This is a genomic window from Marinobacterium maritimum (genome assembly GCF_039523155.1).
Taxonomy (GTDB): Bacteria; Pseudomonadota; Gammaproteobacteria; order Pseudomonadales; family Balneatricaceae; genus Marinobacterium; species Marinobacterium maritimum.
The window spans coordinates 402,834-416,804 of sequence record NZ_BAAAET010000001.1 but is presented as its reverse complement, the minus strand read 5'-3'; the positions used below and the strand labels follow the sequence as shown (position 1 = coordinate 416,804).

Sequence of the window (13,971 nt, the reverse complement as noted above, 5' to 3'; positions counted from 1 at the left end):
GAGAAAACAGTGTTCAGTAAGCAATTTAGACTTCAGACCCGCAACAGGCCATCTTGCTTCAACAGAGAGGCTGACTAACTCTCGACCTGATGCATGCTGTCAGCATTCGCCTTCAGGTGTGCCAGCGTATAGATCTGCCAGATGGCCAAGGGGAAAAATACAAAAACAAGCACAATAACCGTATTGAGGTAATTAAATACAAATTTCCGATTTTCCGGGAATCGATTCAACTCCCGTATGGACAACGCCGGAATCACGAGCATCGGCGTGGCCACAAGGGCAAAGCCAAACAGCGCTCCCATTATAAACTCCAGTGTGCCTGAAGTTGGCGAGTCTGTTGCCATGGTACCCAGTACCAGAGCCAATATACCTCCGGCTACAACGCCGATGAGCATTTCAACTTTTAGCGATATTTTCAGCCATTTGATCTGTTTATCCATAACATCTAAATCCATATTTATTTTAACTATTCCACAAGAGCATAGGGCCAGGCTTCACCACAATGAAAAGCAGGCATCCAGACTTTACGAAGAACGTCATCGCTACTCTTTAACTGTTTCAATTTTGACCGGCTTCCAACTGGCCACCTTATCGTTTACCGCTCTGACAATTTTCGGCCACTCTGTCATAAGGCTGCGCGAGAAGCGTATATTGATCACCAGTTCAGGCATGGTCGACAGGTTAAATTCCACTTCACACGCGGGTGATGGCGTGTATGGTAAGCACTCGAACAGATATTGCACGTCGCCGCTCGGATCTCTTGATATCAGATATTCTTGGGTCGATGTCATGCTGCCTTTTGACTTCGCTTCAATCACGGGATAGCGGATCTGAAAATGCTCATCGACACCAAACTCAGCATCCAGATCTTCAAATTGATACAGAGCGCTGTCCTGCTGCCGGTCATGGGCAATTCGCTCCAGTATGCGCCGATTCTTCTCATGTGCACTGCGTCGGCTTGGCTCGATGGATGCACGAACATAGCCCGCACAGTAGCCATTGCAGTTCGGCAGGTTCGCGTTTTCTGGATGAAACTTCCCGTTCAGCCCGGGGTAGTACATCGAGGCTGATACACCGTAGGACTTCAAGACGCGCTCAGTGGTATTCGACGGGTGAATGTAATGATTGGGCAGAGCCAGATGAATGACATAGGCATTGTCATCGTAATAGGGATACAGCAGATAGTTTTTCGCATTCGGAAGCGCCGTGACTGGCGGAATCGTCTCACTCCCCTTTGGGCCCAGCCGTTCAGGCTCCAGCCCATAGGGGTTTTGCATCCAGTTCGAGACAATTTTAGTCAGCACCAACGCCATGATGACCAGGGCGCCCAGGGTGATCGCTGTTTTGTTAAACATCGAATGCGGCCCGCTGACACAGAGATAGAGACCATGCAGCCCCAAGGTTTTCAAACCTCACAAGAGCCGCTTGAACAGGCATGTTCAAAGCCGGTGAATCAGCAGAAACAATCGTGAAGAGGCCTGGCGATTAAGCCAGAAAGCTGAACACTGCAAACCATCCCTGTCATTGACTCATCTCCCTGTTCCCTGTCGTTGTGGCTGCCAGCTTCCTGCAGGCAGACCTGTAGAGTGCCTCAGCGACACTCTATTGGCAACAATACGTCAGCCTACTGGGACTCGCTGTGATCAGGGATTCCCTGCCATCAAGGATAGGTGCGCAGGCGTTTCAGGTGGGATGACAGCGAGAAGCCCAGTTGCTGGCTGAGCTGGCGGGCACGCTTGTCGAGCTGGTTCTGGCTGATCTCGTGATCGTCCTCAGAAGCAAAGACCACCCAGTTGCCACTCTGGGTATGGCAACCGTAGATGGTGCCGAACTGCTGCAGCAGGAGTTCCAGGGTGTTCGGCCCCTGGTGTTCGCGCCAGAGGTTCATCACCAGCCATCCGCCCTGTTTCAGGCGGCGGGAACAGAGTTCCAGGTACTCTTCACCCAGCTGCTGGTCACTTAGCCCCTCGGCACCATAGATGTCGCTGAAGATGATGTCGGCCTTGCGGGTTTCCACATTGCGCAGAAAATCGAGCGCATCGGTGGTATGCACCTGAATACGCTTGCCGCGCGGCAGCTGGAAGAAGCGGTAGGCCACTTCGACCACTTCCGGGCGAAGTTCGGCAATCTGCTGCTTCAGGCCAGCAAAACGGCCATGCAGGCAGGTGTTCAGTGCCCCCGCACCCAGTCCCAGGCTGATCACCTGTTTGGGTTCGACAAACAGCAGCGCCAGCAGCATGGCGCGGACATATTCGTGTTCGGGAATCAGCGGTTCATGCTTGAGACAGCAGCTCTGCTCGTCCTGATCACCAAAGGCCAGGTAGCGCTTGTCACCATCATCGAGTACCCGCACGCTGCCGAACTGATCGTGACCTCGATAGATCTCTTTCCCCGGTAGCGACATGCTTTCCCCCTCTGCTGGCGCAAAAGGCCCGCATTATGCCTTGAACGCCCGCCAAAGTCCTGCCACCCCGATAGAGATCAAGTGCAACAACAACGTACCCGGTCTTGCCTGTCGTCTGCTGCCAACGCTTTAGGCGGCTATACTCGAAAGGGTCGGCTTTATCCTGACAGGCGTCACTGCGACAAACGCCCGTTGATACGTTCAGCATCCCGGCATGAAGGATTGGCAGCAATGGATACTCAATCATTACGAGATCTGCTGGAACAGTGGTTGACCGCCTCGCTGGCGTGGCTTACCAGTCCGTCGTCGTACTACCAGCTGTTACTGGTCCTGTTTGCGCTGTTATTTGCCTACCTGATCTCTCTGGCGGTGGGCAAAAGCATTGCCAGACCGATAAAGTCCACCGACTCCAGGCCTATCGGCTGGCTGCGGCGCTTCAGCTTCCGGGGGCGCAATCTCGCCCTGCCGTTGTTCAGTATCATTTTTCTGGCCATCGCCGCCGATATCAGCGACTACCTTTTCGGCAACAGCACCCTGATCCGGCTGTTCGAGATCATTGCGGTGGTATCGCTGGCGTACATCATCCTGTCCCGATTCGTCTCCAGTCTGTTCATCAAGAACTTCATCAAAATCGTCGTCATTCCCATCGTATTACTGCAGCTCTTCGGCCTGCTCGATACAGTGGTTGCTTACCTGGACTCCCTGGCACTTGAGATCGGCAATATCCGCATCTCTGCACAGGGGCTGATCCGGGTACTGATTTTCGGCAGCATTCTGTTCTGGCTGGGACGCATCTCCAACACGGCCGGACAGCGAATCATTCGACAGCAGCAGGTGTTGGATATCGGTACACGAGAGGTATTCGCCAAGCTTTACCAGGTTGCCCTGATCATTGTGATTTTCCTGCTGCTGTTACAAATCATGGGGATCAATATCACCGCGCTGGCGGTGTTCAGCGGTGCCCTGGGCGTGGGGCTTGGCTTTGGCCTGCAGTCCATCGCGTCCAACTTTATCTCCGGCCTGATCATCCTGCTGGACCAGTCACTATCGGTCGGTGACTACATCGAGCTTGATGACGGACGCACCGGCACCATTCGTGAACTGAACATGCGATCAACCACCCTCGAGACCTATGATGGCAAGGACATCATGGTGCCCAACGAGCGGTTTATTACCAACAACTTCATCAACTGGACGCACAAAAACAAGAAACAGCGCTATTCCATTACCTTTCAGGTAGCCTACGACACGGACCTGCACATGCTGTTCGATCTGCTGCGGCAAGTGGTCGCCAGTCACCCGCAGGTGTTGAACGGACAGGATGTGCCAATTGAAGAACGACCCGATGCCGAGATATGCGGCTTTGGCGAGTCCGGCGTCGATATACTGGTCGAATTCTGGATGGAGGGCATCGATGACGGTGTCAATCGTGTCGGCGGCGACCTCTACCTGATGATTTGGGACGCGCTGAAAGAACATCAGGTGGAAATCCCCTATCCTCAACGTGTGGTCAGGATGGCCGGCGAGGAGCCCTTGCCTGGCCACTCCCCCCAAAAACCTCAACATGGATGAATGCCCATGCCTTATGTACTGGTTGTTGACGATGAGCCCAATATCCTGCTGTCACTGGAGTTTTTGATGCAGCAGGCCGGCTTCAGCGTGGCGACCGCACCGGATGCGGAACAGGCGCTGGAGCTTATTGGCGAGCGCTGCCCGGATCTGCTGCTGCTCGATATCAGTCTGCCGGGGATGAGCGGTTTCGACCTGCTGGAGCGGCTCCGAGCCGCCGAGGCGACACGCGACCTGCCGGTGGTGATGCTGACTGCGCACGGGCGTGAAGTGGAAAAGGAGAAAGGGATGGCCCTGGGAGCCAACGATTACGTAACCAAACCTTTCTCGACCCGCGAGCTGGTCAGCCGCGTGCAGGCGCTGCTGGCCGACCAACAACAGGGAGGTTGAGCCATGCCATCCCGTCAGAACCTGCTTGGGCTCTGGCTGCTGCTTACCGGCATCTGCCTGGTGGTCGGCCTGGGTGTACTGATCTGGCTGGAAAGCGCCCTGCAGCCCTCGTCACAAACCCGCCCCGTTCTCTGGGTGCTCGGGCTGTCCCCGGCTTTGCTAAGCCTGATTGCTGGCTGGGCGCTGGAGCGGCGCCTGTTCCGTCCGCTGCGCCAGTTTCAGGTACTGCTGGCGCGGCTGGTAGCCAGCCCCGACGCTCAGGGCGACTACCCGCTTGACGGCTGGCTGCGCCCGCTGCAGCCGGACCTTGACCATATTCGCGATGGCTGGCGGCAGGACCGTGACCGGATTCGTGCCGCCCATGCACAGGGGGCAGAAGAAGCCGAAAGAATCAAACAGGAGCTGGAAGCGCTGCTTCAGGTGCTGGACCTGCCCCTGCTGATCTGTGATCGCCACCAGCGACTATTGCTGTTCAACCCCGCCGCAAGCGAGATGTTTCACGATCAGCCAGGCCTCGGACTGGGCCGCCCCCTGTCGCAGCTGCTGCCCCACCCCAGTCTGGCCGATGCACTGCAGCACCTGCCGGAAGATGGCACACCCCACCAGCTGCTGCTGCCCGGCGAGCACCACTGGCTGCGCTGCCAGTTGCGTCGACTGGGCGCCTATCACGGCGGCGCATTGATTACCCTACAGGACACCACCGCCGCGCTGGAACATGACCAGCGCTGGCGCCGCACCCTGGCCCAGCTGCTGCCCAGGCTGCGCGGCCATTGCGGCAGCCTCAACAGTGCCACCGAGGCACTGCTGCAGGTTGAGGACAACGCTGAGTTCAAGCAACGGCTGGAAAACGCCATCGAACAGGAGAGCCAGGCGCTGGCGGGCCAGGTGGAGCAGCTGACCCATCTGGTGGAAGCGCACCAGCTCAGTCAGTCCTCGCTTGAGGAGACCTGGTCCAACGACCTGTGCGGCGCACTTAAAGCGCAACTGGTACAGCAGAAAATCAGCCTGACGCCGGTCGGCATTCCCGCCTGGATGAAAGTGGACGGCCCCGCCCTGCTGGCGCTGCTGCAGCTGCTGATCCGCCAGCTGGGCCTGGCGCAGCAGGTGAAAACGGTAGAGCTTGAAGTGCTGCTGGGTAACCGGCGTGTCTATCTCGACCTGAGCTGGCCGGGCGAGCCTCTGAGCGAGCAGCAGTTGCAGCAGTGGCGTTCACTGCCATTGTTCGACGAGCCACTGTCGCCGCGCATCGAGGATGTGCTGGAACAGCACGGTGCCGACCTCTGGTCGCTGCCGCCGCAGCAACCCGGCGAGACACCCCGTTTGCGCCTGCCGCTGCCGGCTTCCAGCCGCGGTATTCAGCCGCTGCAACGCCCAACACCGCGTCCCGAGTTCCACGACTTCAGCATCGCCGACCTGCCAGCCCCCAGCAGTGACCTGGCCGGTATGCCCCTGCAACAACTGGAGATGGTGGTGTTCGACACCGAGACCACCGGGCTGGATCTGCGCCGGGGTGACAAGATCATCAGCCTGGCCGCCTGCCGTATCCTCAACGGCCGCCTGCTGGCCGACGATGCTTTCGACCAGCGGGTTAACCCGCAACGGCCAATCCCGCCCGAGAGTACCGCGATCCACCATCTGACCGATGCCGATGTGGCGCAATCCCCCCCGATCGAGGTGGTGCTGCCCCGCTTCCGCCATTATGTCGGTAACGGTGTGCTGGTGGCGCACAACGCCGTTTTCGACCTGCTCGCGCTACAACTGTCCGAAAGCGGCGAAAACAGTGTCTTCACCATGCCGGTACTGGACACCCTGTTGCTCTCCCGCGCCATCGACCCGTCACTGGAAGGCCACGGTCTGGATGCGCTGGCGGAGCGCTTCGAACTGAGCTTCCCGCCCGGTACCCGCCACACCGCTCTTGGCGATGCACGGGTTACGGCGGAGCTGCTGCTGGTGCTGCTGCCACGACTGGCCAGCCGCGGTGTGCTTACGCTGGGTGATGCACTGGCACTGCAGCGCAAGATCGAGCAGGAGCAACAGGGATGAAGCAGGCGCTCACCGGCCGTTTGGTCGCCCTCACCCTGCTGGCGCTGGCACTGTTCTCCCCCCCGCTGCTGCTGCTGTTCGACCGCCCTGCTGCCTGGGGGTTCTCCACACTGCCGGTCGTCATTTACCTGATCTGGGCGAGCCTGATTCTGCTGGCGGCGCTGGTTCTGGAGCGGTCCGATGCAGACTAATCTGGTAGTGCTGATCATCGCGTTCAGTTACCTGGCATTGCTGTTCATCATCGCTGCCTGGGGCGACCGGCGTGCCGAGCAGGGCCGCTCAGTAGTCAACTCACCGACCATCTATGCGTTGTCGATTGCGGTCTACTGCACCGCCTGGACCTTCTACGGCAGCGTTGGTCGCGCCGCCACCACCGGGCTCAGCTTCCTGCTGATCTACCTCGGCCCCACGCTGGCGATGCTATGCGGCTGGCTGGTGCTGCGCAAGATGATCCGCATCGCACGTTCACAACGCATCACCTCCATCGCCGACTTCATCAGCGCCCGCTACGGCAAGAGCGGCGGGCTGGGCATGCTGGTGGCGCTGATTGCCGTGATCGCGATCATGCCCTACATCGCACTGCAGCTGAAGGCGATCACGGTCAGCTACGGCATCCTGACCGAATACCCCAACCAGACCCCGCCGACCCTGTCGCTGCAGGATTTCTGGAACGACAAGGCGTTCTGGGTCGCGCTGGTGCTGGCGGTGTTCATCATCCTGTTCGGCACTCGCCACCTGGATGCCAGTGAACGCCACGAAGGCATGGTGACCGCCATCGCGTTTGAGTCGCTGGTCAAGCTGTTCGCCTTTATGGCCGTGGGGGTCTTTGCCTGTTTTGTCCTCTACCCAGGGCCGGAAGCCCTGTTAATGCAGGCCAATTCTGTACTGCCCGAAGCCGCCCGCCATTTCGGTCTGGATCAGATCCCCGGTGGCCCGCTGGGCTGGTTTGGCACCCTGATCCTGGCCACGCTGGCCTTCATTACCCTGCCACGCCAGTTCCAGGTACTGGTGGTGGAGAACGTCAACGAGCAACACCTGAGACGCGCCTGCTGGCTGTTCCCGCTCTACCTGCTGCTGATCAACCTGTTCGTAATCCCGATTGCACTGGCCGGGCTGATCGGTGGCAGTGCCACCGGCGAGCCGGACAACTTCGTGCTCACCCTGCCACTGTCCGCGGGCTTGAGCTGGCTGCCGCTGCTGGTATTCATCGGCGGCCTGTCGGCGGCGACCAGCATGATGATCGTCGAGACCATCGCCCTCTCCACCATGGTCAGCAACCAGCTGGTGATGCCTTTGCTGCTGCGCTGGCGCAGGCTTCATCTGGATCGCTCCCGCGATCTCTCCGGCTGGCTGCTGGGGATTCGCCGCATCGCCATCGTGCTGATCCTGATTCTGGGCTACCTCTACCATGCCCTGATCGGCGAGGCCTACAGCCTGGTTACCATCGGCCTCGTTTCCTTTGCAGCAGCAGCACAGTTCGCGCCCTCGCTACTGATGGGACTCTACTGGCGCGGCGCCAGCCGCAACGGGGCGGCGGCCGGCCTGCTGGCGGGCATTCTGGTCTGGGCCTGGACGCTGCTGATCCCGGGCTTTGCCCTGTCCGGCTGGATGAGTACCGGCTTCATCGAACAAGGCCCCTTTGGCTGGGCGCTGCTGCGCCCCTATGCGCTGTTCGGCCTTGAGGGCTGGGATATCTATACCCACGCGCTGTTCTGGAGCATGCTGGTCAACATCGGCCTGTTGATCAGCGTCTCCCTGTTCAGTCGCCAGAGCCACATGGAACAGACCCAGGCCGCGCTGTTCACCAATGCGCTGCGCCCTGAAGCGGAACAGGCGGCGATCTGGCAGGGCCAGGCCAACCGCTACGAACTCTATGGCCTGCTCAACCGCTATCTGGGCAGCAACGCCACACTGCGCCTGTTCAATGGCCAGATACCCGCGCCGCAGGACGACAGCCCGGCGCCGCCTGCCCTGATCGCCCGCGCCCAGCAGGAACTGACCGGTGCCCTGGGCAGTGCCACCGCGCGCATCCTGATCAACTCGGTGGTGCGTGGCGAGGCGCTGGATATGGCCTCCATCCTGAGCATCCTCGATACCACCTCGCAGACGCTGGAGTACAACCGCCGCCTGGAGCAGAAGTCGACCGAACTGGAGCAGATCGGCAACGAGCTGCGCAGTGCCAACGAACGCTTGCGCGAACTGGACCGACTCAAGGATGAGTTCGTGGCGATGGTCAGCCATGAACTGCGCACGCCGCTGACCTCGATCCGCGCCTTTGCCGAAATTCTCAGCGATGCCGAGGCTATGCCGGCCGCTCAGCAGCAGCATTTCCTGCAGATCATCGTGCGTGAGAGCGAGCGGCTGTCGCGACTGATCGAGGAGATCCTCGACCTGGCACGGCTGGAGTCCGGCCGCATGACCCTGCACCCGGAACGCTGCGACCTGGCCGACTCCTGCCGCCAGGCCGTGGAAGCGGTTACCCAGCTGTTCCAGCAACGCGCCGTGGAGTTGAAGCTGCAGCTGCCCGAGTCCTCCTGCCCGGTGATGGCGGATCCGGACCGCCTTCTGCAGGTACTGATCAACCTGCTCGACAACGCCAGCAAGTTTGCCGACAGCGACCAGCCACTGGTGCTGCTGGCGCTGGAGCCCAACAAGCGACGTTACCGGGTACAGGTGGAAGACAACGGCCCGGGTATTAGCGAAGCGGAGCGGGAGAAAGTGTTCGAGAAGTTTCACCAGATCGAACAGGGCGCCGAAGCCGGTGGCAGCGGCAACCGTCCACGCGGCACCGGGCTGGGGCTACCGATCAGTCGGGGCATCATCAACCATCTGGGGGGACGGCTCTGGGTGGACGAACCGCAACAGCTAAGCGGCGCCTGCCTGGTCCTGGAACTGCCGGCAGCACCGGAATTGAAAGATGGGGAAGCGGCGGAGACTCAGCTCAGTTCATAAGCGAGGTTGACCAGACCAGACAGCGGGCCCTGATCTTCATTGAGTTCACGCACGATACGACGTGCCTCACAGGCACATTTGCCACACTGGGTGCCCAGTTCGGTCTCTCTGCGAATATCGGCAAGCGACGTCGCGCCTTCGTCGACCAGACGTCGAATTTCACGATCACTGACACGTTTGCAGATACAGACTATCATCGCGGCTCATCACCCTGCATATGAGAATAGATATCATTAATGTCGAATATAAATGAAACATATTCTCATTACAAGCTGTGAATACGCTTGAATGCGTGGCTCACTTGATATGCCTCACATGACGCTGAAAGGCTCGCACCTGCAGCAGATCCCACTGCAGCTGGCGCAACTCGGCATCGCAGTACACGCCCAGGTCCAGCCAGTTGTCAGGCACCCCACCCGATGCAAGCGTCGCCAACTGTGCGTTCAGCAGTCGCTCCATCAGATGCTCGAAGGCACCGTTCAGGCGCCAGGCCATATCCCTGGTTAACAAATCATGCCGGCACATCCAGTCGATACGTGCGCGTGAGGCCACTTCGGGACAGTCGTTCTTCAGCGCCATTAGCCGCAGTGCGGCGGTCAATGGCAGCAGCCCCTGTCGCTTGAGATTGATCGCGTTGGGATGCGGGGCTTCACGGCCATCGCCCTGCAGCCGATCAAAGCGGTCCAGCGCGACGGGGGCTTCATCAAAGAGTTCCGCCATTTCATGCAGGAAGAGCCCGGCCTCGGGAACCTGCTGCTGAATACAGGTACGCAACCGGTCAGCCAGGGCAGCATCACCGTAGACCGGTGCAAAGTCGAACAGGATATTGCACATCTGTACCAGCTTGACCCGACGCTGTCCCATCCACAGCTGCATCTGGGCACACCACTCACGGATCGGCTTGCGCCAGAGGGGCCGTGACGCCATCACATCACCACGACAGAAGGGTATGCCGGCCTCGTCCAGCGTTGCCGTAAAGCGCTCGGCCAGGTTCAGAAACCAGGTATCGATCTCGGCATGACGCTCGGGGGGATAGTCATCCAGGATCAGCGCGTTGTCCTGATCCGGATGCAACAGGCTTTCATGACGGCCACCTGAGCCCATCACCAGTACGCAGAACCCAACGGGAGGCTCTCCCCAGCCCTGCTCCTGCATGGCGGCCAGCGCCTGCTCGATGGCCCGGCGATAGATCAGGTCGTTATGGTCGCTGATCAGTTCGGCTACCAGCCAGGCAGGCAGTTGCAACCGCAACAGCTCACGCGCCATTTCGGCCTGCCTTGCGCGCAACTCCGGAAGCGACTGCTCTTCCGGTCCCAGCAGCTGCTTCAGGGGGGCCAGTACCCGGTTGAAATCGACACTTTCCTCGGCAAACAGATCCCGCCATTGCGATCGCATCTTCGCTCTCCCTGTCCGATACAACCTTCAGCATAGAGGGGCCTGCCGGCAAGTCCAGTTTGCACAGCCGAGCGCCCCTTTGCGTGGACCTGCTCAGCTCAACAGCTGACAGCCCGGCCCCGCAATCCGGCTGCGACCGCCGTTCACCGGCTGTACCTCGATGCGGGTACTGATGCGGTCTTTCAGTGCCTGAACATGGGAGATGACACCGATCAATTTGCCCTCCTGTTGCAGGCCGGACAGGGTGTCCAGCGCCGTTTCCAGCGCTTCTTCATCCAGGGTACCAAAACCTTCGTCGAGGAACAGGGAGTCTACCCGCACGTTACGGCTGGCCATGCCGGACAACCCCAGCGCCAGCGCCAGACTGATCAGGAAGCTCTCGCCACCGGACAGGTTCTTGGTGGAGCGGACCTCGCCGGCCTGGTAGTTGTCGATCACGTTCAGCTCCAGCGGCTGCTCGGCATCACGCACCAGCAGGTAGCGGTCCGACATCTTCTGCAGCTGACGGTTGGCGTGCCCCACCATCAGCTCGAAGGTAAGCCCCTGGGCAAAGTTGCGGAATTTCTTGCCGTCGGCAGAGCCAATCAGCTCGTGCAGCTGGTCCCAGCGGCTCAGCTCGCGCTGCTGCGCCTCAATCGCCTGCTGCTGCTCACCGAACTGCTGCTTGAGTGACGCATTGCGACTCAACTGCTGCTGCAGGCTGCCGCGCTGTTCCAGCAGCTGCGCCTGGCGGGTTTTCAATTGCTGCAGCGTTTCGCCCAGCTGCTCGGCGGTTTCATCGCTCAGTGCCTGCTGCTGCAACACCTCCACCGCCTGTTCACACCGCTCTTTCAGGGTGTTCAGTTCGGCGGCCCGGGCGCTCAGCGCTTCAGCCTGCTGCTTCAGCTGTTGCAGACTGTCCAGCGGCATTAAGGCCGCCTGCAACTGCTCTTCATCGGCAAACTGGCTCTGCGCCAGTGCCTGTTTGAAGCCGGCTTCCATCTGCCCGGTTTCATCCTGCAGACGCTGGATCGCCGCTTCACTGTCACTGATCTGCTGACGGCGATGATTCATCGCCTGCTCGCTGCGTGCTGCCACTGCCCGCGACTGCTCCAGCGCTTCGCGTGCCAGCTCTACGGCGGTTTTCAACCCTGTTTCCCAGGCATCCGTATCCGGCTCGGGAGACAGCTCCGACCGCTGCTGTTGCAACCGGCTCAGTTCCGCCTCGAGCTGATCGACCTCCAGCCGTTGCTGCTGGCGCTGCTGCTCCTGTTGCTGCAGCTTCTGCTCCGCTTCCAGCTGATCGATCCGACCCAGCCGCTGCTGCAGTTGCTTCCACTGCTCGCCGGTGTCCCGATACGCCTGCTCCAGACTCTCCCACTCGGGGCACTCGGACCACCCCAGCTGCTGCAGGTTCTGACCGATAGACGGTTCAAGCGTGGCCAGTTTCTGCTGGATACTCTGCTCCCGCTGCTGCTGGCTGCGTGTTTGCGTCGTCAGTTCAGCCTGCCTGATCTCAAGTTGTTGCAGCTGCGCCTGCAGCTCCGCCAGCTGCTGCTCAACCGCTTGAAGACGTATCCTTTCCTCGCTCAATTCGGGCGGCTGTTCGCTGCGCCAGGGATGCTCCTCGGAACCACAGAGAGGACAGGGCTTACCGGGTTCCAGCTCATGGCGCTGTTGCTCCAGGTCGGCGATCCGCTCAGCCATCCGCTGGAGTTTCTGCAGGTCCTGCTGCTCCCGTTGCAGACTTTCGACCTGCTTTCGCCTCTGCTCGACCTGTTCAACTGCGCTCGCTTGCTGCTTCTGTAATTCGGCCAATGCCACAGCCAGTGCCTGGCGCTCCTGTTTCAGTTCGTCTGTCTGCCGCACCAGGCCACGCAGCTCACCCAGGCTTTCACCCTGGGTGCGTACCTGCTCCTGCTGCCGCTTCAACGCGTCCCGGCCACCCTCACTCAAGGCCTCACTCAGTGCCTTTTCCGTACTGGCCATGGCCACCTGCAGGGCAACAGGATCGGGGGCTGGTCCCTGCAACAGCTCAACGGGCAACTGCGCCCTTAACTGCTGCAGCGCACTGCGCTTAAGACTGATCCCGTAATCCTGCTCACGCAGCTGTCTGAGTAGCGGCTGCTGGCGCTCCAGTTCGTCGCCAGAGCGTTGATGGTTCAGCTGGGCCTGTTGCAACTGCTCACCCGCCTGCTGATGCGCCTGCTCCAGGGCCGGCAGGCCGGACTGAAGCTGCAGCTGCGCCTCCCGTGCCGCCTGGAGGTCGCGTCGACGCTGGCACAGGGGGGTATATTCCGGGCGCAGCGCCTCTGCCTTCTGTGCCTGTTCCAGTTTCTGCTGCTGAGGCTCAAACGCCTGCCGGGTGCTGTCCAGCTGCAGCTGATCCTGTTGCAGTCGCTGCAATTGCTCAGTTTCACGATCCAGCTGCTGACGCCAGTGGACCAGCCCCTGCTGATGATCAACCTGCCGTTGCTGCTCATGGGCCTGCTCATCGATGGCCGCCAGCTCACGGCTGAGGATGGCTTCTTCCTCGTCATCCAGCAACTGCAGGCCAGACTGGGCGGCTCTCAGCTGCTCCAGCTTCTGTTTCTCCTCACTGCGGCGCTGATGCACCGCAATGGAGATATCGGAGTAGATGGAAGTACCGGTGATCTGCTCCAGAATCGGCGCCCGAGCATCGGGATCGGCCTGCAGGAAGGCGGCAAAGCCCCCCTGGGCCAGCAGCATGGAACGGGTGAAACGATCAAAGTCCATGCCGGTCAGACGTTCAATAGTCTCGGCCACATCCTTGAGCTTGGTCACCAGCACCTTGCCGCTGTCCGCTTCCGAGACCTCATGTTTCGGCGGCTGCAGGGCGCCATCCGCTCGCTTGCGGCTGCGATGCTGACTCCAGTGACAACACCAGCGCCCCTGAGGCGTCTCGAACACCACCTCGGCAAAACACTCGCCGGTCTGGCGCGACATCACTTCGTTCTGGCTGGCATTGACCCGGCTCTGCCGCGGCGTGCGCCCGTACAAGGCCAGACAGATGGCATCGAGCAGCGTCGACTTGCCCGCTCCGGTAGGCCCGGTAATGGCAAAGATACCATCGGCGGTGTAGGCCGGATCGGTCAGGTCGATCTGCCATTCGCCGGCCAGGGAATTAAGATTCTTGAAGCGGATCTGGAGTATACGCATGAGGGCCCGGTTCGGTTGCTGTCAGTTGGTGTTACTATATTCGGTTTTTCTTATCTTGA

Annotated in this window: 11 protein-coding genes; 5 read left to right on the top strand and 6 right to left on the bottom strand. The window is 60.2% G+C overall.

From position 1 onward, the window contains the following. Window positions 1–74: 74 nt before the first annotated feature. The 3 genes from ABD013_RS01860 to ABD013_RS01850 form a co-directional block, all read right to left on the bottom strand. A complete protein-coding gene (locus tag ABD013_RS01860; RefSeq protein WP_343801409.1) occupies window positions 75–440 on the bottom strand; it encodes a hypothetical protein in 366 nt (121 codons plus the stop codon). A gap of 102 nt (window positions 441–542) precedes the next feature. After that, window positions 543–1,355: a hypothetical protein gene (locus tag ABD013_RS01855; RefSeq protein WP_343801406.1), complete on the bottom strand. Its 813-nt coding sequence runs from the start codon at window positions 1,353–1,355 to the stop codon at window positions 543–545. Between the two features lie 305 nt (window positions 1,356–1,660). Continuing rightward, window positions 1,661–2,404, bottom strand: a complete 744-nt coding sequence (locus tag ABD013_RS01850) for a spermidine synthase (RefSeq protein WP_343801403.1) — start codon at window positions 2,402–2,404, stop codon at window positions 1,661–1,663. Window positions 2,405–2,635: 231 nt separating this feature from the next. Here ABD013_RS01850 and ABD013_RS01845 point away from each other — a divergent pair, with 231 nt between their 5' ends. From ABD013_RS01845 to ABD013_RS01825, 5 genes are read left to right on the top strand one after another with little or no spacing between them, the layout of a single operon-like run. Further along, the gene (locus tag ABD013_RS01845) at window positions 2,636–3,976 is read left to right on the top strand and encodes a mechanosensitive ion channel family protein (RefSeq protein WP_343801400.1); all 1,341 of its coding nucleotides are present in this window, start codon (window positions 2,636–2,638) and stop codon (window positions 3,974–3,976) included. A 6-nt stretch (window positions 3,977–3,982) separates the two neighbouring features. After that, complete coding sequence (locus ABD013_RS01840) at window positions 3,983–4,363, top strand: response regulator transcription factor (RefSeq protein ID WP_343801397.1); 381 nt, start codon at window positions 3,983–3,985, stop codon at window positions 4,361–4,363. A 3-nt stretch (window positions 4,364–4,366) separates the two neighbouring features. Continuing rightward, entirely contained in the window at window positions 4,367–6,406 is a 2,040-nt protein-coding gene (locus tag ABD013_RS01835) for a 3'-5' exonuclease (RefSeq protein ID WP_343801394.1), read from the top strand. Then, window positions 6,403–6,597, top strand: a complete 195-nt coding sequence (locus tag ABD013_RS01830) for a hypothetical protein (RefSeq protein WP_343801392.1) — start codon at window positions 6,403–6,405, stop codon at window positions 6,595–6,597. Before ABD013_RS01835 ends, ABD013_RS01830 begins: the two co-directional genes overlap by 4 nt. Further along, the gene (locus tag ABD013_RS01825) at window positions 6,587–9,358 is read left to right on the top strand and encodes an ATP-binding protein (protein WP_343801389.1); all 2,772 of its coding nucleotides are present in this window, start codon (window positions 6,587–6,589) and stop codon (window positions 9,356–9,358) included. Before ABD013_RS01830 ends, ABD013_RS01825 begins: the two co-directional genes overlap by 11 nt. Here the strand turns inward: ABD013_RS01825 and ABD013_RS01820 are convergent. The 3 genes from ABD013_RS01820 to ABD013_RS01810 all read right to left on the bottom strand — a co-directional run bounded on the left by ABD013_RS01820 (window position 9,343) and on the right by ABD013_RS01810 (window position 13,912). Further along, window positions 9,343–9,555, bottom strand: a complete 213-nt coding sequence (locus tag ABD013_RS01820) for a (2Fe-2S)-binding protein (RefSeq protein ID WP_343801386.1) — start codon at window positions 9,553–9,555, stop codon at window positions 9,343–9,345. The genes ABD013_RS01825 and ABD013_RS01820 overlap by 16 nt on opposite strands. A 100-nt stretch (window positions 9,556–9,655) precedes the next feature. Continuing rightward, window positions 9,656–10,753, bottom strand: a complete 1,098-nt coding sequence (locus tag ABD013_RS01815; protein WP_343801383.1) for a DUF294 nucleotidyltransferase-like domain-containing protein — start codon at window positions 10,751–10,753, stop codon at window positions 9,656–9,658. A gap of 93 nt (window positions 10,754–10,846) precedes the next feature. Then, window positions 10,847–13,912 carry an AAA family ATPase gene (locus ABD013_RS01810; protein ID WP_343801380.1) on the bottom strand — a complete coding sequence of 1,022 codons (3,066 nt, stop codon included), beginning with the start codon at window positions 13,910–13,912 and terminating at the stop codon, window positions 10,847–10,849. Between the last annotated feature and the right edge of the window lie 59 nt (window positions 13,913–13,971).